This is a genomic window from Spirosoma flavum (assembly GCF_042686045.1).
Classification (GTDB): Bacteria; Bacteroidota; Bacteroidia; order Cytophagales; family Spirosomataceae; genus Spirosoma; species Spirosoma flavum.
In genome coordinates, this window is sequence record NZ_JBHUOM010000019.1 from 217,265 (window position 1) to 238,039 (window position 20,775).

15 protein-coding genes are annotated in these 20,775 nt (G+C 49.0%); 8 read left to right on the top strand and 7 right to left on the bottom strand.

Going from position 1 to position 20,775, the window contains the following annotated elements:
• Positions 1-43 precede the first annotated feature (43 nt).
• From ACFS25_RS17995 to ACFS25_RS18005, 3 genes are all read left to right on the top strand, one after another.
• Positions 44-196: a hypothetical protein gene (locus ACFS25_RS17995; RefSeq protein WP_381503813.1), complete on the top strand. Its 153-nt coding sequence runs from the start codon at positions 44-46 to the stop codon at positions 194-196.
• A 269-nt stretch (positions 197-465) separates the two neighbouring features.
• A complete protein-coding gene (locus tag ACFS25_RS18000; RefSeq protein ID WP_381503815.1) occupies positions 466-1,344 on the top strand; it encodes a LytR/AlgR family response regulator transcription factor in 879 nt (292 codons plus the stop codon).
• A gap of 121 nt (positions 1,345-1,465) precedes the next feature.
• Complete coding sequence (locus tag ACFS25_RS18005; RefSeq protein WP_381503816.1) at positions 1,466-2,230, top strand: hypothetical protein; 765 nt, start codon at positions 1,466-1,468, stop codon at positions 2,228-2,230.
• A 77-nt stretch (positions 2,231-2,307) separates the two neighbouring features.
• Here the strand turns inward: ACFS25_RS18005 and treZ are convergent, their stop codons facing one another.
• From treZ to ACFS25_RS18025, 4 genes are all read right to left on the bottom strand, one after another.
• Positions 2,308-4,206, bottom strand: a complete 1,899-nt coding sequence (gene treZ / locus ACFS25_RS18010; RefSeq protein ID WP_381503818.1) for a malto-oligosyltrehalose trehalohydrolase — start codon at positions 4,204-4,206, stop codon at positions 2,308-2,310.
• 97 nt (positions 4,207-4,303) lie between these two features.
• Positions 4,304-6,487 (bottom strand): alpha-amylase family protein, encoded by a 2,184-nt coding sequence (locus ACFS25_RS18015; protein ID WP_381503820.1) that lies wholly within the window; start codon positions 6,485-6,487, stop codon positions 4,304-4,306.
• A 454-nt stretch (positions 6,488-6,941) separates the two neighbouring features.
• Positions 6,942-8,915: a sensor histidine kinase gene (locus tag ACFS25_RS18020; protein WP_381503821.1), complete on the bottom strand. Its 1,974-nt coding sequence runs from the start codon at positions 8,913-8,915 to the stop codon at positions 6,942-6,944.
• A 181-nt stretch (positions 8,916-9,096) separates the two neighbouring features.
• Complete coding sequence (locus ACFS25_RS18025; protein WP_381503823.1) at positions 9,097-10,533, bottom strand: Gfo/Idh/MocA family oxidoreductase; 1,437 nt, start codon at positions 10,531-10,533, stop codon at positions 9,097-9,099.
• A gap of 441 nt (positions 10,534-10,974) precedes the next feature.
• On the opposite strand from ACFS25_RS18025, the gene ACFS25_RS18030 reads away from it, so the two are divergent.
• The 3 genes from ACFS25_RS18030 (at position 10,975) to ACFS25_RS18040 (ending at position 16,294) form a co-directional block, all read left to right on the top strand.
• Positions 10,975-11,577: a peptidylprolyl isomerase gene (locus ACFS25_RS18030; RefSeq protein ID WP_381503826.1), complete on the top strand. Its 603-nt coding sequence runs from the start codon at positions 10,975-10,977 to the stop codon at positions 11,575-11,577.
• A 99-nt stretch (positions 11,578-11,676) separates the two neighbouring features.
• Positions 11,677-14,841, top strand: a complete 3,165-nt coding sequence (locus ACFS25_RS18035; RefSeq protein ID WP_381503828.1) for a SusC/RagA family TonB-linked outer membrane protein — start codon at positions 11,677-11,679, stop codon at positions 14,839-14,841.
• 40 nt (positions 14,842-14,881) lie between these two features.
• Positions 14,882-16,294, top strand: a complete 1,413-nt coding sequence (locus tag ACFS25_RS18040; protein ID WP_381503830.1) for a SusD/RagB family nutrient-binding outer membrane lipoprotein — start codon at positions 14,882-14,884, stop codon at positions 16,292-16,294.
• A gap of 84 nt (positions 16,295-16,378) precedes the next feature.
• Here ACFS25_RS18040 and ACFS25_RS18045 read toward each other — a convergent pair whose 3' ends face one another.
• Positions 16,379-16,675: an SCP2 sterol-binding domain-containing protein gene (locus ACFS25_RS18045; RefSeq protein WP_381503832.1), complete on the bottom strand. Its 297-nt coding sequence runs from the start codon at positions 16,673-16,675 to the stop codon at positions 16,379-16,381.
• A 66-nt stretch (positions 16,676-16,741) separates the two neighbouring features.
• On the opposite strand from ACFS25_RS18045, the gene ACFS25_RS18050 reads away from it, so the two are divergent.
• Positions 16,742-17,200, top strand: a complete 459-nt coding sequence (locus ACFS25_RS18050) for a hypothetical protein (RefSeq protein WP_381503834.1) — start codon at positions 16,742-16,744, stop codon at positions 17,198-17,200.
• A gap of 4 nt (positions 17,201-17,204) precedes the next feature.
• On the opposite strand, the gene ACFS25_RS18055 is transcribed toward ACFS25_RS18050, so the two are convergent.
• On the bottom strand, positions 17,205-18,731 hold the full coding sequence (locus ACFS25_RS18055) for a TolB family protein (protein WP_381503836.1): 1,527 nt from the start codon (positions 18,729-18,731) through the stop codon (positions 17,205-17,207).
• A 258-nt stretch (positions 18,732-18,989) separates the two neighbouring features.
• On the opposite strand from ACFS25_RS18055, the gene ACFS25_RS18060 reads away from it, so the two are divergent.
• Positions 18,990-19,445, top strand: coding sequence for a DUF2147 domain-containing protein (locus tag ACFS25_RS18060; protein ID WP_381503838.1), 456 nt, complete (start codon positions 18,990-18,992; stop codon positions 19,443-19,445).
• Between the two features lie 3 nt (positions 19,446-19,448).
• Here the strand turns inward: ACFS25_RS18060 and ACFS25_RS18065 are convergent, their stop codons facing one another.
• Positions 19,449-20,690 (bottom strand): alkaline phosphatase family protein, encoded by a 1,242-nt coding sequence (locus ACFS25_RS18065; RefSeq protein ID WP_381503840.1) that lies wholly within the window; start codon positions 20,688-20,690, stop codon positions 19,449-19,451.
• Between the last annotated feature and the right edge of the window lie 85 nt (positions 20,691-20,775).

Consider the following 20,775-nt stretch of genomic DNA (forward strand, 5'->3'; position numbering starts at 1 on the left):
TTAAACAAGCTACAAAGCTCTTACAAAGCTTTTTATCCTCATCATGAGTAAGAAAAAAAATGTACCTGTTTTTGACTTGAGCAAAGAGGTCAAAGCTGGTTTTTCATACGAAAAAGCTTACTCACTCATTAGGGTCAGACTGAGCACGATGTCGTTAGTGCTCATCGCGACGATTCTTACTTATTATCCATTCTAAAAGCCAGTTTTGGCAGAGTGCTACTTGATTTTGCGGAATATGTTTTTGCAGGGCTGTCTTTCTGTATAACTATCCCTGAATAAGTACACGATTTGCTGGATTAAAGCACTTATTACGACTGGGTAATTTCAACGGATAAAGTCTCTACCCTACTCATCTGCCTGGATAAACCAGGTTTTTCGGATGAAATTCCGCCCCTACTTGACAGGGTGCCAAAGTAAGGCGAGTTACACGTATATTCGGCTTTTTACAACGAAGCCAACGTAACGATGTCTCCGCTCACACATCGGCAACTTATTTTCCTGCGGTTGGGAGTTGTTCCAATTGCGGCTTTAGTTGCATCTCACATTGTCTTTCGCCAGGTATTTCCCGGACAAGCGGGTTATTATTTTCCATGGGCTTATTTTCTGACAGTAGCCACCGTAATGCTTTCCTGTTGGGAAGTCAATCTATTCATCTTCCGATGGCTGGACGGTCATTTACCCTTCGGAGAGCATCCCATTCGACGGTTGATTGCGCAGATTTTAATTGGTGGGTGTGCTACATTGTTAACTTTTTCATTGGTTTTTCCACTGTCCCAACGGGTGTATACAGGTCATTGGCCCCCTACTCTTGTAGTGATTAAAGGTATCGCCGTTTGCGTCACGCTGGCTTCATTCGTCAACGGCGGGTATTCTGGGCTATATCTGTTAAAAGCGTTTTTTGCCGAGCGCCAGCGGAACACACAAGGTTTAGTTCCGAACGAGTTACAACCACAGCAAGATGAGCCATTTCAGCCCTTATCAACATTGGTATCTGTTGATGTAAGTAATGGCCAACTCCGGCTGCCAGTTGATCAGATCGCTTACTTTTATTCGACGGGTGGACTGGTTTTACTGATTAAAAGCGACGGGCAACAATTAACCACGCGCTATTCATCTTTCACCCACCTGATAGAAAACTTAGATAAGCATTTCTTTTTTCAACTTAGCCGACAATTTGTGGTAAGCCTGGGAGCGGTTCGGGGCGTTCAGGACGATGTAAACCGCAAGCTTATTGTTACGCTGGCTCCGGCTTTGCATAAGCAGGAAGTCAACCAGGAAGTAATTGTCAGTCGCTATCGAAGTCTCGAACTCAAGAAATGGCTACAAGCTTCGTCCGCCCGCTAACCACTCATTCTGCGTTCTGGTACCATTCATGTAGGTAACAGCCACAACTCGTTTTTCGATTGAACAGACCCATTTTCTTTGCAACTGCAAGCACTATCGCCTGCGTTCATGAAACCTGGTTATGCAACCCAATCTATCTAACCTCTTCACGCCCACACCACTTTGGCTAGACGCTTTTTTCGTAGTCACCACCCTATTAACGTTAGGTATGCTTTATACGGCTGCTCATCGGGTATCAGTCTCAGGAGCGGTGAGAGTGCTCGTTGCAAGTTTGGTATGGCTAACACTGTTGGCGGTGCTGGCTTATCGCCACTTCTTTCAGCAACTCGATGCGATACCACCACATTTTGTCCTGGCCATTGGGGTGCCTTTGCTACTTATCATCGGTTTAGTCATTACGACTGGAGGCCGCGCCTGGACCAGTCAGTTACCGCTGCCAATTCTGACGCTCCTGCATACAGTACGCATACCCGTTGAGTTATCGCTGTATGGCCTTTATCTATATCAGCAAGTGCCTCAGTTGATGACATTTGAAGGCCGTAACTACGATATATTGGCAGGCATAACGGCTCCCGTCGTTGCGTATTACGCTTTTAAGCAGAAACGATTGGCTCCACGCTGGCTATTGCTCTGGAATTTACTCTCGGTGGGCTTACTGCTAAATATCGTTGTTCAAGCGGTTTTATCAACGCCCTTGCCTTTTCAACAAATGGGATTCGAGCAACCCAACGTAGCACTGTTAAAAATGCCATACGTTTGGTTACCCGGTTTCGTTGTCCCAACAGTGTTATTCAGCCATATCGTAGCCATTGGTCAATTAATACAACCGATTTTGCCTGGCTCTGTACCATCTTCCCCTAGCAGGTCATCCAATAGTGAACGATAATATCTCTGTGTAGTAGTACCCTTGAGATGTAAGATGTAAACCCTTCGTTGAGCTGGATACGATACATAGAAATCGGGCTATACAGGCGCACTAGTGTAAATTAGAATAGATTCGGACTGCACTATAACGGGGACGTTACCGTCAATTAAGGGTGGAGCACCCATAGGTCCATGCCATTGTGGATCAGCCGAATCCAGCAGGTTACGCCATTGTCCATCGATGGCAGGCAAGCTAAGAGACTGAGGTTCGCGCGAGAAATTCAGTAGACAAACAACAGTCTCCGCAACGTCGGATGGACCAAACTTGAGCTGCTGTTTATGCTGCCGGAAGAGCGTGAGCGTTTGGCGTACCTCGTCTACAACCACGGCTACCGACTCGCGATCCGGGTGGCGCAACGACGATTTTTTACGCAAAGCCAGCAATGTCTGATAGTACCGAAAGAGCGTGCGGTGTGGCTCCTGCGTGAGTCGTGGCCACTGAAGTTTGGAGCGTTCAAACGTCCGCTCATCCTGTGGGTCGGGCGACTCCAGCGCACCGTCGGACTGGCCGGGTACTTCGACGGACTTTTGAAAGGCGGCAAATTCTGCTTTCCGACCCTGACGCACGGCTTCAACCAGTGTCGGGTCTGAATGACTCACAAAGTACATGAACGGATTCAGTTCTCCCCACTCCTCGCCCATGAACAGCATAGGTAAATAGGGGCTGCTCATTACGGCACCGGCCATCAGTTTCTGCATGTCGAAGCTAACCAGCTGACTCGGACGCTCGCCCAGCATCCGGTTGCCAATTTGGTCGTGGTTCTGTGAGAAAACCACAAACTGCCGACCCGCATGTCCAGCAGTCGATTTGCCAACGATTCGGGCGCGCCGGGGCATGTAGGTTCCATCATACACATACGCGTCCCGGTAGGATTTGGCTAAGTGCTGGATACCGTAATAGTCGGCGTAGTACCCGTTACGTTCGCCCCCCGCCGTAACCCGCAGGGCATGGTGAAATTCGTCGTTCCACTGTGCATCCATCCCATACCCGTTATTTGCTAAGGGCTGAATAAATTTCGTTTCATTCTGGTCTGACTCGATAATCAAATAATGCTGCCGCCCGGTCTGAGCTGTCAATGCGTCAACATGCTGCTTGATCTCACGCAAAAGATGCGTTTCGCTGGCATCATGGATGGCATGAACAGCATCTAACCGTAGGGCGTCGATGTGAAAGTCCCGGAACCACATCAGCACATTTTCGATAAAATATCGACGGACGCTATCGCTGTAATCATCGTCAAAATTGAGCGCATTACCCCAGGGTGTCTGGTATTTTGTCGTGAAATACGGTCCATAATCAGCCAGATAATTTCCTTCTGGCCCAATATGATTGTAAACCACATCGAGTACAACGGCCAAGCCCCGCCGATGGCAGGCATCGACTAGCTTTTGTAGCCCTGCTGCTCCACCATAGGAGTATTGTACGGCAAATGGCAAGACACCATCATACCCCCAGTTTCGGGTGCCGGGGAACTGCGCGACCGGCATAATCTCGACAGCATTCACACCTAGTTTAACCAGATAATCCAGTCGATTTTCAATACCGGCAAACGTACCTTCGGGCGTGAATGTGCCGGTATGAAGTTCATAAAGCAGATAATCTTCCAGGGGAATATTACGCCAATATGCATCTGTCCAGACAAATGCGCCGGTATCTACCGCCCGCGATGGACCATGAACGCCTTCAGGTTGCGCCAGCGACACCGGGTCAGGGCGTTGTGTCTGACCGTTCAGAACGAAGGCATAGGTGTCACCGGGTTGTAACTGAGCGGTCGTTATTTGCCAGTAAGACCCATCCTTTTGCAGCGAAATATCCAGTTGCCGGTCGCAGTGATGGAGGGTTACACTATGCGCGAAAGGTGCCCAGACCCGCACCATTGCGCCATCTTGTGCGAACGTGACGCCGAGTTTCCGGTGTTTAACTAATGCCTGATTCATTGGTTGTGATTGGTGATTGAATAAACGGTTAGTCAAACAACAATCTACATCCGTTATGTGTTGGCAGGAATGAGCAAAAGAAGGCGTGAAGAGGAAATCAGCGTGATGGCAAAATGGCTTTTCCCTGCACCCACGTAGCAAAGCTATGGGGCGGCACTTTAACCCGCAATACACCGGTGCCGGTTACAACAGCCGTAGTCGTTGACGTGTTGCCAGCTACATTGGTGAACGTACTACCGAGCGCTACGCCATTGCGTTGCACTACTGGAATCTCGACATCGGTAGGTTGATCACCATAATTAATGACGTTAACTACCTCTTTGTGGCCTACACTGCCGGTTGCGTTAATCTGGTAGATAAGTGTACGTTTGTAGCATCCACTGATATAATTAATAGCTGGCCCACCAAATTTATTGAGATAATCAACGCCGGAAGAACCATTAATATACGTTTTCAGCACCCCGATTAATTGGTCTATTCCCGCTTTTAAACCACCCTCGGTCCATTTCGGAAAATAGCCAAACACCTGTTGAACACAGCTTGTATTATTCCAGGTTAGAACGCTCGATGGATACCCGTAGTAGTCAGGCCAGAAAATCGTAGGCACCCCCAACTGATTGTTGGTGAGCAGGTAAGCATAGCTATTGAGCGCGTCGCCCCGGTCATGAATCAGCGCATCGCCGTGGGTCGAATCGGCACTGCGGAAGTCGTGATTGTTGAGCATCGTTACAACGTTGTTCCCTTTAAAGCCACTGCCATCGTGCAAACTGCCATCAAAAATCCCCCTGACGTCCCAGGCATTTGCATCATTACAGTTAGATGAAGTGCTAACGCCATTGCCGCCGTCACTAGCTTTTTTGAGTTGATCACGGAGATTGAAGTCGAAGACTTTGAGATTAAATCCGCCCGCTCCGCAAGCATTCAGTTTGCTATACACCTGACTGAGCCAGTTGCCCTGAGGACCAGGGTCCATACCGTACCATTCACCCACAATTAGACTTGGATCTTTACCGGCTGCGTGCATGGCGCACAACAAATCACCCACGAAGGAGGCCGGAAAGTGTTTAACGGCATCCATTCGCAATCCCCGTATACCAACCTGATCCCAGCTCCAGAGCGTCCAATCGATCAATTTCTGTTTCGTATCGGGATTCTGGTGGTCATAATCATAGAAATAATCCATGCTTTGCTGGCTATAGACAGGACCCAAACAGGTGGCACTAACATCCGAAGCCGGATCGCCCGTCCAGTTGGGTCGAAAATTACTGCCGTTCATACAAGGTTCTCCACCCGGTAAGCCGCAGAAATTAGTAAAGGTCTGAGCGCGAAGTTTGTAGTTTGGATTGAAACCCCCAGCGCTGGCAAACATAGCGGAATGATTCGCCAGATCACGTTTTGACCCATTCCCCACCGAACCCAACGGGTCATACTGGATTTTCCAGGGTCGGTGGTTCGAGTAGGACGCGATGTCATTCGGATTGATATTAATCATCTGAATAAATAGCGTATCCGTTGACTTAAAATCAGCCTCAGTCAGCGAAATCTTAAATTCGTCTGAATCGCCATTTTTATCAATCATTACCGTATAGTTCGTACCTAGTTTAATGGCGTAGGCTGAACCCTGCTCGGGAGCGGCCACCGTAGCCGAATTAACGGGTGACCAACGTGAACCACCAATCTTATTCGTGGTTACGTAGAGCATGTATTGGCTGCCCGCATAGGTGCCGGTTCGCGAACTGATGTTGATATAATAATGACCAGTACCATTTCCCGACGAGCCGCCAACGGGCAAAATCATCCGGTAGCGGTCAGACGGCATCGAATATTGATAACAGTTTTGATTACTTGTATTGCCTGCGTGGTTCATAATGTAATCCATCACAGGGTCGTTGGTTTCGGGTAAGCCACCATCCCGGTGGTTATAAACCATATCACCAACGACCTGCATCCCCGCCCTGTTAAACGTAGCTACCATGTCCAGAATAGCCTGTTTGGTCCCAAGAGAAGTAACCGTGTTACTGGTGCCTATATACAAATCTTTGGAGTCATAGCCTCCGCTATTAGGCCCGTTTCCCTGAAATGGTGGTGTCCATATGTGTGTAAATCCCGAAGCAGTCAACTGAGCCGCTTTTGCCGCCATCGTATCGGCCCAGGCAGCCCCGCACTGAGCTTTCGGGATATCGTAATAAAAACCCTGCATTAACACCTGTTGGCCAAATACCAAAGTTGTAGTGCTAATAAATGCAGTGATCAGGAGGCTAGCGGTTCGTATAGTTCTCATCTTCATGGTTCAATTAGACTAGCGTCCCATCTGTATCGTATGATAAAAGATTAATACAAAACACACTCCTTATTTAATCATTAACTGCTGGCTAAAACCCAGTTTCTCGCGGTACAGCGGTAAGCGGTAACTACTAAAAGAATACCGGAATTAATACATGTACGTGCTCAACGCAGACTACTGGTGGAATGCGGGAAAATCAATAACGAGTGCGCTTGCGGACTAATTAACGGTGCTAACTTATGTGTTAACTGGTAGTAAGTGAGCTGCTTACTAAATATAGGGGCGGGTTTAATTTCTTTCTGTAAGAATTTATTATAAGGAAATACTATTTTGTATAAGCGACAAACTCAGTAGATTATTCTCGACTAATTATAAAATTAGACTGCGGTATAAGTGAGGCTTCTTTTTGTAAAGAAGCTAAGAAGTAAAGCCAATATTGTTATAGTATTTTTCACACCTCCACTTCTACTATGGTTCCATTTTCGGAAAAGACGCGGAAAGTGCCCCCCAGTTCCTGAGCTCGTGTTTCCATATTTCGTAACCCGTAGTGTTGCTCCGATACGGCTTCATTTGTCCAGCTAAAGCCCTGACCATTATCGTGAATACGCAGATTAATACGACCATCGGACTGAACGAATAAATGAACGATTGCCTGTGTAGCTTGAGCGTGTTTAATGACATTATTAAGCGACTCCTGCACAATTCGGAACAAATTCAGCACCTGCGCCGAGCTGAGCCGGTAATCAGGTGAGCCAGTCACCTGAACATCTACATGCAATCCGTTGGTCTCATGAACGTACCGGTTGATGTACTGATCGAGTCGCTCGGCAAACTCTTCGACCGTAAAACTTTCCTGATGAATTGCCCAAATAGTTTCACGCAGGAGTTTAACAGCCTCACGCGTATGTACCACAATATTGCGTAGCTGACTGCCAAGCTGTGGCCCATCTGTTATTGGTTTTTTCTCGGCCTGATCGCTGATATGGCTCAGATTCGTGACGACAAAAGCCAGATGTGCCCCTACATTATCGTGCAGATCGCGGGCAATGCGCCCTTTTTCAATCAGAAGACTATTTTTAAGGGCCAGCGTTTGTACCTCTGCTTCATACATTCGTTGCTGCTGATTCGTACTTTCCTTCATGAGCCGTTCGGTCTGGTCACGGTCTATTTTATACCGATAAGCCAGACCAACCATCAACACCAGCACTTCAAATAAGGCCGCTGGTGCGTAATAGGCGTAGTTAGCCACTGGTTCATAAGTTGGCAACAAACCGAAATTGGAGAAGACCAGCCCAAGATTCAGGGCATAGAAAGGGGAAATAGCCACTAGATATAGCCATGCTTCCGGCACACGATACCGCCGAATAATATTAACAATAATATAGGCTACAATAATCGGCAACGGCAGCCAGTACAGGGCCGTGAATAAGCGCACCATAACCAGCTCCATAGTAGGCGTCAACGGTGTAAACCACTCAGCTGTTAGGGCAATCAGGCACAATACCCCACTCCAGAGAACCACCGTTCCGGCAGTATGCCAACGATACGAAGGCGTATGACGCAGGCTCAGAAAAGCACGAACGAAGGTTAGCTGAGAATAAAACAGAACCAGCGGAAACAAAAAATACACATTCTGCCGAGGCATCCAGAATTGCGCTTCGAAAGCAAACTGATTCAGAAATCCATCGTTAATAACGAAGAATCCCACTAAGCCCAATAGACAGAAAATATATTTCGAGTAGATATTATCGAGGGTAGTCAGGAAGAAAATCAAACTCATAGCCGACACAAATACCAGCGAAAACAGTACTCCGCCCCACATAAAATAGCTCTTCTGTACAACCGATTCATAGGCTGATTCACGAACCAGTTCGACGGGCGCCACTTGCATTCCTCTGTATTTCAGTATGCGCAGATAAGCCGTTACGCCCTGCTTAGCAGGAACAGTAAACGGAAACCAGAAATGGCGGTGGTGCCTAATTCGCTGATAAGCAGGCGTTTTCCAGCCAACTACCCGTGAGGTTGACAGCACATTGTTTTGCGCATCAACCACAAAAAATTGAAGCTCATCGAAGCACCAAAAGTCAAGTTCAGTAAGCCATTGCTGCGGCTGACCAGCGGGATTCTGCAACCGAAACCGTAGCCAGATAGGACTGGCGCTCTTCGTGCCGCTAACAACGCCAAAATTGGGAATAGGCGTCGTAATTAACTGAAAAGCACCCTCATTGACCAGACGACAAACGTCAGTAATGGTTTTTGTACCCGATGAGTCCCGAAGATAAGCCAGGCTCCCCCGCAGTGAAAGTTGATCTACATTGACGGGCAAAACCACAACCGGTTGCCGACTTAGGGGTTGCGCCGATGAGCGCAGGGCCAGCAGGCAGCAGAGGAAAAACGGCAGGAATAGAGGGCGCAAACGTATCATCAGCGATTGAAGGCACCACTAATGTAGGAATTTATTCAGGGGAAAAGAGAAAGGGAAAGGTAAACGGGAAATTTTCCCATCTCTTTCCCGCTCTTCTCCCTATTATTTTACAGCATGTAGTAGTCTGTTAGAACAGAGGCCATTGGCAGCAAATGACAAGCGCTGACATACCCATTAATAGCTACAAAGTGTATCCACCATTGTATGGTCGTTTCACAAATTGATTGGCATAGTCGAAGTTGGTAATCTTCATCGTGTCACCATCCCAGAGGAGTTTTTTGCGCCCCGTGAACTTGCCGTCTTCGCGGGCCAGATAAGAGCGCGTAGCCAGATTACCCATCAAAACCGTTTCGGTGAGCGGGCCGGATTGATCGAATGACGAAGATGTATAGGCACCATAGCCTTGTTTACAGGCTTTGACCCACTGTTGTTGATGACCGTCCGTTTTGCCCTCCACCAATGGTTTCTCAGGGGCGGGGAGTTCCTTACCACTGAACTTATCGGCGGGCAATAATTTAGGGTCATTGCCGAACAGACCACCCGTCAACATTCCTTTTGTCCCGATAAACAGCATACCGCCGTTATCGTCGCGGAACACATCACTATACGCTACGCCCTCGGGCAGTTGAGGCCGAATACCCCCATCAAACCAGGAAAACTTGATTTCCTTTACTTTTTTGTCGTCCGATGGAAACGTCAGGTGGATAGCCGACGAGGGTGGACAACTATCGTCGTAAAAGGCTTCCTTGAAAAAATCAGCATAGACCGATCCAACGCTACACTCTACTGATGTTGGGTACTTAAGTTTAAGGGCGCGAAAGGGTACGTCCATAAAATGACAACCCATATCGCCGAGCGCCCCCGTTCCGAAATCCCAGTACCCCCGCCAGCGGGTTGGCATATACGCTTCGTGGTAGTCGCGGGGCGGGGCCGTGCCAAGCCAGAGTGGCCAGTTTACCTCGGGCGGCACCGGTTGCGATTCACCTTTATCCTTCGGCGACCGAACACCCTGCGGCCATACAGGACGATTCGTCCAGCAATAAACGGTGTGAACATGGCCGATGATTTTGTTCTGAATAGCCGTTTCGATGATGCGTGTGGCATCGCCCGAACTACCCTGATTACCCATTTGGGTCACGACTTTATACTTTTGGGCCGCCTGCGTCAGCATCCGGGCCTCGTAAATATCGTGCGTAAGCGGTTTTTCGACGTATACGTGTTTTCCGAGCTGCATGGCCGCCATCGCGATGGGCGCGTGCATGTGATCGGGCGTGCTAATAATGACCCCATCGAAGGTCTTCCCCGCCTTGTCGAACATTTGGCGGTAGTCCTGAAAATAGGGAGCATTAGGAAACTGAGCGCGGTATTTTTTAGCTTGTCGGTCATCAACATCGCACAGGGCCACAAAGTTGTCAGAACCACTATTGTAGGCTTGCCTGATGTTGACATCAGCTTTGCCGCCACAGCCCACAGCGGCAATATTTAGCTTGTCGGACGGGGCAATTATTCGCGAGCCGTCCGATGATTTTCCGCCCAGCACATGGCGCGGAACAATGAAGAAACCAGCCACCGTCAAGGCACTGCTTTCCAGAAATTTACGACGAGATGGTTTAGACATATCCGGGCAGGAATTGAGCACCGGTCATCCGATGCAATAACTATTTCCCCAATAAGACTATTCGTTACGCATACTACTGATAGGGACTATTGAGAGGGCAACCGAGGGTCAGTTCGCTAGTATAACTATGGTTGCCAAAGCCACAACACAGGCAGGCAATATTGTCATCTTTTCGGGTATAGTTTTTCGTAACAGAAGAGGCCGTGGTTTGACTTCAGGCAATGACTTGAGCATATAAGTGAACTAAAAATAGACAACTGGAGTCGCTGCTCACGTTTACAGGCCCCTCTTGCATCTCCTTGACTTATAAGTATTTATACTATACATTGCTTTACACACAATACTCAGATAAAGAGATTAAAATTCCCTTAAAAGAGTTCAATAAAACAATTAAATAAACCTAAAAATTATCCCTCAAACACTTTCCCTCAAACCGCTGCGATGAAACAAACACTACTCAATTTCTTCTTTCTACTTTTATTTTTTTCAACGACAAATGCCCAACGCGTCCAAATAGACACAGAATCAGGTCGAATTGTGCTGGAACTTTACGCCGACAAAGCGCCCATTGCGGTCACTAATTTTCTGCGGTATGTAGATGATAAACGGTATGACGGTGCTACGTTCTATCGCGTCGTTCGGCTGGATAATCAGGCGACCAGCCCCGTCAAAATTGAAGTAATACAAGGCGGATTACAGACCGACACTACGCGTATGTTTCCGCCCATTGCTCAGGAAACTACTCAGAAAACTGGCTTAAAACACCTCGACGGAACACTGTCAATGGCGCGGGGTCTACCTGCCAGCGGAGCCTCCGAATTCTTTATCTGCGTTAATCCCCAGCCCGAACTGGACTTTGGTGGCAAACGCAATCCCGACGGGCAGGGATTTGCCGCTTTCGGGCGCGTTGTCGAAGGCATGGACGTGGTGCGCAAAATTCAGCAGGGAGAAACGGGGCAGCCCGGTCCTACAAACAACTACTCGAACCCGTTACAATTGCTCAAAAAGCCCGTTCAGATACGTACCGTGAAGCGGGTAAAGTAAGTCAAGCTAGTCAAGTCAGTTCCACGGGTTCGGTTGTCTGACAGGCCGCCCAGTCCGATTTTTTATTTCGTTCTACTTTCCTCTTTTACAACCTCTCCTATGAAAAAAGCGCTACTTGCGTTCCTGTTATTGTGTGGATGGATGGCCCAGGCCCAGTCCAGAATTGTGTCGGGCAAGGTTACCTCGCCCGAAAACGAAGGCATCCCCGGTGTCAATGTTCTGATTAAAGGGGCCACAACCGGCACCGTCACCAAAGCCGATGGGACATACCAGATTACCGTTCCGACCAGCGCCAAAACATTAGTATACTCGTTTATCGGCTACAGAACCAGCGATGTAGAGATTGACGGGCGTAATACGGTGGACATAAAATTAGTGGCCGACCTGACTAATCTGGACGAAGTTGTTGTAACAGCCAACGCCATCGTTCGGGAGAAAAAAGAATTGGGATACGCTGTATCGACGGTGGCCGGGACCGAACTGCTCAAAGCTCGTGACCCCAACGTACTTAACTCAATGGCCGGGCGCGTAGCCGGAGTACGTATCTCGCAGCAATCCGGGTCGGTGGGTGGCTCAACAAAGGTTATGATTCGCGGAGCTAACTCGCTGTCGAGCGCCAGTGAACCGCTGTTCGTAGTCGACGGCGTTCCCATTTCCAACTCTTCCTACAACGGTTCCGAAACTGATATCGTGACGGGGGGCGTAGACGTAGGAAACCGCGCTGGTGACCTCAATCCAGATGATATTGAATCGATGAACGTACTGAAAGGAGCCGCAGCATCGGCGCTATATGGGTCCCGCGCCCGCAATGGCGTTATCGTCATCACAACCAAACGGGGTAAAGTGGGTGCAAAAAAAATGAACGTAACAGTTAATTCATCGTACCGTACAGACAAAGTCTTACGCGTTCCTGATCTTCAGAATCAATACGCCCAAGGCAACCTAGGTGTGTATAACCCCCGTTTGGGTAATGGCTGGGGACCCGACGTATCCAGCATTACGGGACCAGTGCTCGATTATACGGGTGCAACGGTGCAGGGGTTGACCGCCCATCCCGATAACTGGAAGAACTTCTTTGTAACGGGACATACGGTTATCAACAGTGTGTCAATTGATGGGGCCAGCGATCAGGGCGATTATCGGATTGGCTACACTAATCTAAATCAGACGGGCACCGTACCGGGTTCGGAACTGGGACGTAATACGTTCGCGATCAACGCGGGGCGAAAAATCACCGACAAACTTACGTCGCGGGCCTGGCTAAACTATGTCCGCACCACCAGCGACGGACGGCCCCAGCAGGGTTCGAACACAACCAATATCATATCGACAATTCTGGCCGGAACGCCCATTACGGTCGATATGAACGAACTGCGCAATAACCTGTTTGCCCCGTCAACGCAGTCTGTACCAGCGGGCTGGACGGGCGATCTGGCGCGGGCTATCGACCTTGACGGTATTCAGAACAACCCCTATTTTGTAACGGCGTTTAACAAATTCTCCAACTCGGTTGATCGGGTATACGGCGGCACTAGTCTGGGGTACGATGTGGCTCCCTGGTTCAACCTGACGGGGCGCGTCGGTACGGACTTCTTCACTGAAAACCGCCGATCAACCACGCGCCGGGGCACTCGTGGCCGCTTAAACGGGCAGTTCGACACCAACGAAATCTACGAGCGTGAACTCCAAACCGACCTTATCGGTACGATCACACGCCGAATCTCGACCGACTGGACATTCAAGGGCATCATCGGCCACCAGTTCAATCAGCGCACCATCCGGCGGTCGCGGGTATTATCAGACGGGTTGAACATCGACCAGCTTTATACATTCGCCAACGCCCAATCGAACGTAGCGTCGAACTTTTATAGCCGCCGGGAAATTTTCGGCGCATACGGCGACTTCAGTTTCGACTACCGCAACTTCCTGTTTCTGAACGTAACGGGCCGCAACGACTGGTCAAGCACTTTACCCGTCAACAACAATTCGTACTTCTACCCATCGGTTAGTGCGTCGTTTATTCTGACGGAAGCCTTCCCGAACATGGGCATCGTGAAACGCGACATTCTAAGCTACGCTAAACTGCGGGCTAACTACGCCAATGTCGGCTCCGATGAAGATCCGTACCAGTTAGCGTTTACATATAACCCGCTCACGCAGGCCAGCGACATTTATACGTTCAATATCCTGTACCCAATTGGGGGCGCGTCAGCTTTCGGGGCTACCAACGTACTTCCACCGACGAACCTGCGGCCACAGCAGCAAACGTCGTATGAAGTTGGTACAGAACTGAAATTCTTCGGCGGACGTATCGGGCTGGACCTGACCTACTACCGGAGTTTGAACTACGACCAGATCATCTCAATTGCCGTACCCCAGTCAACCGGCTACTCGGCCCGGCGACTTAACGTGGGCGAAATCTCGAACCAGGGCGTTGAAGCGATGCTAACGGTAACTCCTTTGAAAACCCGGTCGGGACTGCGCTGGGACGCGACATTCAACTTCAACCGCAACCGTAACCGCGTTGAATCGCTGGCTGATGGCCTAACCGAATTTATCACCACATCGGGCGATGGTTTCGGCATCTTCGTAGTAGCCAAACCGGGAGAAACGTTTAACATTCAAGGCGTTGGCTGGCTTCGCGATCCAAAGGGCAACATTGTTATCAACCCAGCTACGGGCCTACGAACACCAGGACCGCGTAAGCTACTGGGCAACATTTACCCCGACTGGACGCTGGGTATAAATAACAGTTTTTCGTTCAAAGGATTTGATTTCAACTTCCTGATCGATATGCGTAAAGGGGGCGTTATCAATTCGCAGACCGTCAGCAACGTGCGAAGTGGTGGCCTCGCCATCGAAACCGCCGTGAACAACCGGACGAAGTTCATCGATCCCGGCGTAATTCTCAATGCCGATGGAACCTACCGCCCCAATGATGTACCCGTTGCCAGTGTGCAGCAGTACTGGAATCAGTTGGATAACTCCGTCAGTCCGGAAACAAATACATTCGACGCGTCATACACCAAGTTGCGCGAAGTACGGATTGCCTACAATCTGCCGCGTAAGCTGACAAATCGTACCCCTTTCGGCAACATAGCCGTTGGACTGGAAGGGCGTAACCTCTGGATTATCCACTCGAACGTACCGCATATCGACCCCGAATCCAACGTACTCGGCACCGGTTTAATCGGCGAAGGGCTGGAGCGGGGCAGCGTTCCCAGCAGCCGGAGTATTGGTGCCAACCTTCGTTTCAATTTTTGATCAAAAACTAGCTAGTCATATATTAACGCTTTGCATGACCATGAAAAAAATCATTTTCGTCGGGCTACTGGCCGTGATTACCACCGGCTGTTTCAAGAATAGCGACCTCAATATTGATCCAAATCGCTCGATCACCGTTGATCCATCGCTGCTATTTGCGGGAGCAAGTACCCAATTTTCACTCCTACGCGTGGGTGAACTCACCTGGCCTGTAGCCCTGATGGGCCAGATGTGGTCGTCGGGTGGACGCTGGGGTCTAAGCCAGGCTCAGTATGACCAGACTCGCGTTCGTTCGGCCTGGGGACGTACCTACACCGATGTGTTGAAAAACCTCAGCGTAGCGATCAAAGTGGCTGAGAGTGCGCAGCCCGTTAACAAAAACGCCGTGGCGCAATGCAAAATAATGAAAGCGTTTGCCTTTGCACAAACCTCCTTGCTGTGGGGCGACATTCCGTTTACGGATGCTGCTACGGGCACAGTCGATCTACCCAAATTCGATAAGCAGGTTGACGTTCTGAACGGCAGTATAGCCCTGCTCGATGAAGCCATCGCACAAATTGACCCGGCCAGTAAAGGTATTACTGCCCCCAGCGATCTGTACTACGCAGGCGACATGACGAAATGGCGTCGGTTTGCTAACTCGCTCAAATTGCGTATTCTGTTTGCTATGGTCGATGCCGACCCGACAAAAGGAACCGTTATCGGGCAACTGCTGGCAAGCGGCAATATGATTGCGGCCACGACCGATGCCATGCAATTCCAGTACTATAATCAACCCGGTCGCCAGAATCCTCGTTACTCGTTTACGGCGATTTTCCGGGGTGGCGTTCAGTCAGACTGGTACTGCTCGAAACCGGTATACAACCTGCTGGTGTCACTTAATGACCCGCGCATTCCGTATTTTTACCAGCCGGGACCGGGTGCCGCAGCCAACGAGTTTGTGGCCCTTAACACAACCGAAGATTACTCACCAAAGTCGTCTCTGGTGAATATGAACCTGCTTAAGTCCGATCTGCCCGAAGTGTCTTTTTCCTACTCGGAACAGCTAATGTTGGAGGCAGAAGCCATTGCACGTGGGTTTGCACCGGGCGGTTTCGAGCTGGCTACGCAACGGCTGCGGGCCGGGGTACGCCTATCGATGGCGTCGTTTGGCGTATCAGCCGCTCAGGCCGACACCTACGCTAATCAATTGCCTGCTCTGACAGCAGTTAATTACAAGACGGTATTAGCGCAGCAACAGTATCTGGATTTGTTTATGCGGCCCATTGAAGGCTGGACACAACACCGCCGGTCGGGTGTAGTTGGACAGGAAATACCAACCATGAGTACACCTTCCGGTGCGCCCGTTGCGGGTCTGGTTCGGCGGTTGCTCTACCGCAGCGAAGAAATAAACTCCAACCCGAACACGCCTACCGGCCTAGCCGTGGATGCGCCCGAATGGTTCGATAAATAACCAGTTGAGTTTGTACAAAAAAACGCGGGCCTAACTTAGTTAAGCCCGCGTTTTTTTGTACAAAGTGTTTGGCTTGAACTTTTTTTAGCCCATCACCTGGCCCATTTTCATGGCGATACCCATATCGCCTTTTATTTTGAGTTTACCAGACATAACAGCCATCATTGGATTGAGGTCACCATCACCCATTTTAACAAGGTTGTCAATGCTCACCTGCAACTCACAGTCGGCAGGGTTGTCGTCATTTGACACAGTAGCGGGTGATTGCGTCGCGTCGATGAATATGGGGCCCTGATCGGTCACAATCTTAACCGTAGCGTTAATGTTGTCAGCATGCGTAACTTTGGATCGAATTTGCTCGGTTAGTTCTTGCAGAGTCATCTGATTTGGATTTCGTTGTTGGTAAAGAAACTCAGCCGCGAAAATAAGGTTTCTTCCCTCTCATTTATGCGTTCTCAATTTTTAACCGTACTCTGCATACTCACATTTATTAGTTGTGCAGTAGGAATCTCTGATGCAACCGTGTCGCTTACGCAAACGGATGCCGTATCGGAAACGTCATATGTTAAGCCAAAACCATCGCCCAAACAGGACAAGGAGGATAAATCACAAAAAAAGTATTTTGAAGATCGCTCCTCCGGCGACGCGCCCATGCCCAGCGATACGGTTGAAGTACGTCGCTTAGCCATTGCGCAACTTGCCTACGCAGTACTGACCCTTGTTGGAGCCATATTTATGTTTCGACTACGGCGCGTGGGTTTCTGGATCTATGTGGCCGGTGTCGTGGTTGGTATTATTCTGCCGGTTGTTCTGGCGGGTTTTGGTGCGCTAAATTCGTCTTTTGGCGTCTTTATTAGTGTGATATTTGCGGGTCTTTATTGGGTTTCGCTAAAAGAAATGCGGTGACCGCTTACTTACTGGCTACATCAGCCGGGCTTATCACGCTCACATCAGTATTGCTAACGAAAGCAACGCGTTTGCTATCGGGCGACCATGAGGGGGTATTAATAGTCCCCTGACCGCCATAGATGTACGCGATTACTGTAGGCTTTCCACCCGAAACAGGCATCAGCCGCAGGTAAACGTGCTTATAGGCCGGATGATCGCCAGCCGTCACTTCGTCTTTCAGAAATGATAGAAATACCATCCATTTCCCATCGGGCGAAATATGGGCAAACCAGTCGTGAAATTCGCCATCCGTTACGGCTTCCTGCTGGCTCCCGTCGGGCTTCATTCGCCAGATTTGCATGGTGCCCGTCCGGTTGGAATTAAAATAGATGTACTTGCCATCGGGGGTGTATTCGGGGCCATCGTCCAGACCTTTGGCGTCGGTCAGCCGAATTTCCTCACCGCCATTGGCTGGTATTTTGTAGACATCATACTCGTTATTGCGCGCCCCACAGAATACCAGGTCCTTGCCATCCGGCGACCAGCCGTGTAGATAGGACGGACCTTTGGGCGTAATCTGTTTAGGCTTGCCCCCGCTAGTCGGAACGGTGTAAATGATTGACCCACCCCGTTCTTTGTCGTCACTGCTAAGACCAAGCATTTTTCCACCAAACGACAGTACGTGGTCGTTATTATTGTTTTTTACGTCGCCCGTATTAAGCATTTTTTCCTGTCGGCTAGCCACATTAAAGGCGTGAATGAGGCCGCCACCGTTATAAATCAGTGTTTTGCTGTCGCTTGTCCAGTTTGGTGCCTGAATAGAATTAGGAGCCGTGTGAATCACACTGCGCTTGCCGGTAGTCACGTCTAATATTTCCAGACGACTAGCCAGATTCATCCGACCCGGCTTTTCATCCGGACTTACGGGTACGCTAATCCGAACGTCTTCATAGATCGCTTTTTCAACAACGTCCTTATTGTGCGCGCTAATGAACAGCCCTACATAGAGGTCGTCGCCTAATGTAACGTCAGTCACTTCGCGCGTTTGGAATGGTTCGCCGAATTTGGCAACCCGCATGGTGAAGGTATTATTACGACGTTCTAACTGAACAATGTCGGCATGGGTAATAGCCGCGCGATTTTCTTCGGTTTCTCCGCCAGCGGTTCGCCGGAACTGAAGTGAGGTAAGGCCATCGCCATGTACAGCAGCGCTAATATGTGGCGCGTTAGCCTCCAGACTAGTACGGGCCATCCACCCAATTTTGCGGTGCGGGTCCACGCCTTTACCGACGAAATTCGCCCGAACGTACAGGATAAAATCACCCTTAATACGCTTCCATACGAAGTGAAACTCGTCCTGTTTCGCCCATATATTTGTGCCCGAACCGCTTAATTCATACGTCTGGGTAGCGGCCTTATATACAGTCGAACCGGTATGTAGTACCGAACCAATATCGTTTTGCCCGTCAAACACGCCAACTGGCTTTTGCTGCGATAAAGCGGCATGGCTTATCGTAGCCAACAGGCACAGATTTAGTAAAAACTTCATTCGCTTTACTTTTGGTAAGAGTAAAATAATTTGTCCGGAAATAGCTAGAGCAGAGCAAGGGTTAGCATTAAACCATAGCCCCATTTCGTAGTCGAAGGATTGGTATATAAAAGAGTGCGTTGGACAAAGTTTACTTCACACACGCCAAGATTTAATGAGGCTATACACTTTAGAGATGTCCTGTTTACTATAAATTTATTTATCGATAGAACTGACCAACAGTCCTCCTATTCCGTTTATATACCAAAACATTCACGTATGAACGCGTTCCGCTTGACTACACTACTCTTACTCGTTTGCATTTCGCTATCCTCGTTAGCACCCAAAGCCGACGACCCCGATGCGCTGTTGGGTAAGTGGCTCAGTTCAAAAAAGAGAAATCAGGTTCATATTTATAAACAGGGGACGAAGTATTTCGGGAAACTAGTCTGGATGCTGGAGCCTAACGATCCGACAACGAATAAACCTAAGCTTGATAAAGAAAACCCCGACGAAAAGCTGCGTAGTCGTCCGCTTATGCAAGTAGTCTTAGTGACTAATTTGACCTATAAGGGCAACAATGTTTGGGGAGACGGGGAAATTTATAATCCCGAAGATGGCAAAACGTATAACTGTGAGGTAACCCTCAAAGACGCAAACTCGATTGATTTGCGCGGTTACGTGATGGGCATCAGTTTTCTGGGAAAAAGCAAGACCTGGACGCGGGTAAAATAAACCCTACTCAACAACCCAGCGTGTCAGATGATTGTACCTGGCCTCCAGTACAATCTTAAAAAAACCAGCTGGCAAGGCCGATACATCAAGGGTGGCAGTTTCTGTTTTGACAGGCACTTCAGCGAGTAATACATACTCATCGCGCTTGCCTTCTTCAAAATGATTCGTTGTTGAGACCCAGATTTTTACGGTCCCCTCCGGCTCTACTGCTTTCCAGTTGAGTGTAATTTTCTTTCCTTCTTTTTTAGCAACTGGTTCAACAATAGACAGTTTTCCCGTTAGTGGAATACCGTCTAGCTCGAATGCCTGTTCCTTAGGGATAGACAGTTGCAGGTGACGGGCCAGCGTAGGCATAATGTCAACAATGGCAGGTGTCTGGTTTTTAAACTGGCTGTTCAGGTCTTTTGCGTTGGTCACTATCCAGGTATTCCGCTCCCGATCCGACTGCCCCCCATGATTTTTACCCGTATCGGCGCTTCGGCCATGGTCGGTGGTGATGAACACTTGCCAATCTTCGCCAGCCGTTTTCTGCCGGTATTTAATGGCCTGCCATAACCGTCCTACCTGCTCATCCATTATCCGAACAGCTTTATAAAACCGCTCACTGTCGCCGTACTTATGGCCCATATCATCGGTATATTCGAGATAGACCCACGATAAATCCGGGCTTTCGTCATGGATATAGCGGGTGGCCTCATCAACCACTTTTTCATCAATCTGATGGATGTATTCAGACTCTTTATCGTGCGGGAAAAGCAGCGTATCGCGCTCAAGTCCATCGAATGAATAATCAGTCCGAAGGTGTCCTGTTTGCGGCAGGTCTTCGCCAATTAGTTTGGTACGATTGTCGAGCCAGGTCGAGAACACCGCACTTTTCTTATACGGATACTGGGTCTCAAAAAAGCGAAACAGTGTCCAATAGGCATAATTTGGGGCTTTTATGCTATTGTCCCACACATTGTGCTTGTTTACCCAGGTGCCGGTGAGCAGGCTATTATACCCGACTGCCGAGATAGTTGGCGTCTGGGAATACGTGTTCTTTTGTCCACCGACATAGGCACGCGCGTAGCCCCCTTCTTTGGCAATAGCATCCAGATTTGGCGTTGATTGTTTCTCGATAACATCAGCTGGAATGCCATCGATAATCACGAATAAGGCTTTTTTTGGTTTAGATTGCCCCCAACTATACTGAGCAAACAGTAAACAGCAGGAAATAATCAAGTGTATTTTAAAGGTCAGTTTCATAAAAGTAAGGGCGTGCTTCCTTGTAAGTCGGGTCACTCTTCCGAACGACGCTCAAAATAAGTATAGCCTGGCTTACGGATGAAAC

Excerpts from the sequence above, each read along its gene's own strand:
- ACFS25_RS18050 (WP_381503834.1), top strand. The coding sequence starts at position 16,742 with ATGCGTTCTCAATTTTTAACCGTACTCTGCATACTCACATTTATTAGT.
- ACFS25_RS18035 (WP_381503828.1), top strand. The coding sequence starts at position 11,677 with ATGAAAAAAGCGCTACTTGCGTTCCTGTTATTGTGTGGATGGATGGCC.
- ACFS25_RS18025 (WP_381503823.1), bottom strand. The coding sequence starts at position 10,533 with ATGTCTAAACCATCTCGTCGTAAATTTCTGGAAAGCAGTGCCTTGACG.
- ACFS25_RS18060 (WP_381503838.1), top strand. The coding sequence starts at position 18,990 with ATGAACGCGTTCCGCTTGACTACACTACTCTTACTCGTTTGCATTTCG.
- ACFS25_RS18040 (WP_381503830.1), top strand. The coding sequence starts at position 14,882 with ATGAAAAAAATCATTTTCGTCGGGCTACTGGCCGTGATTACCACCGGC.
- ACFS25_RS18045 (WP_381503832.1), bottom strand. The coding sequence starts at position 16,675 with ATGACTCTGCAAGAACTAACCGAGCAAATTCGATCCAAAGTTACGCAT.
- ACFS25_RS18000 (WP_381503815.1), top strand. The coding sequence starts at position 466 with ATGTCTCCGCTCACACATCGGCAACTTATTTTCCTGCGGTTGGGAGTT.
- ACFS25_RS18020 (WP_381503821.1), bottom strand. The coding sequence starts at position 8,915 with ATGATACGTTTGCGCCCTCTATTCCTGCCGTTTTTCCTCTGCTGCCTG.
- ACFS25_RS17995 (WP_381503813.1), top strand. The coding sequence starts at position 44 with ATGAGTAAGAAAAAAAATGTACCTGTTTTTGACTTGAGCAAAGAGGTC.
- ACFS25_RS18065 (WP_381503840.1), bottom strand. The coding sequence starts at position 20,690 with ATGAAACTGACCTTTAAAATACACTTGATTATTTCCTGCTGTTTACTG.
- ACFS25_RS18030 (WP_381503826.1), top strand. The coding sequence starts at position 10,975 with ATGAAACAAACACTACTCAATTTCTTCTTTCTACTTTTATTTTTTTCA.
- ACFS25_RS18055 (WP_381503836.1), bottom strand. The coding sequence starts at position 18,731 with ATGAAGTTTTTACTAAATCTGTGCCTGTTGGCTACGATAAGCCATGCC.
- ACFS25_RS18005 (WP_381503816.1), top strand. The coding sequence starts at position 1,466 with ATGCAACCCAATCTATCTAACCTCTTCACGCCCACACCACTTTGGCTA.
- treZ (WP_381503818.1), bottom strand. The coding sequence starts at position 4,206 with ATGAATCAGGCATTAGTTAAACACCGGAAACTCGGCGTCACGTTCGCA.
- ACFS25_RS18015 (WP_381503820.1), bottom strand. The coding sequence starts at position 6,487 with ATGAGAACTATACGAACCGCTAGCCTCCTGATCACTGCATTTATTAGC.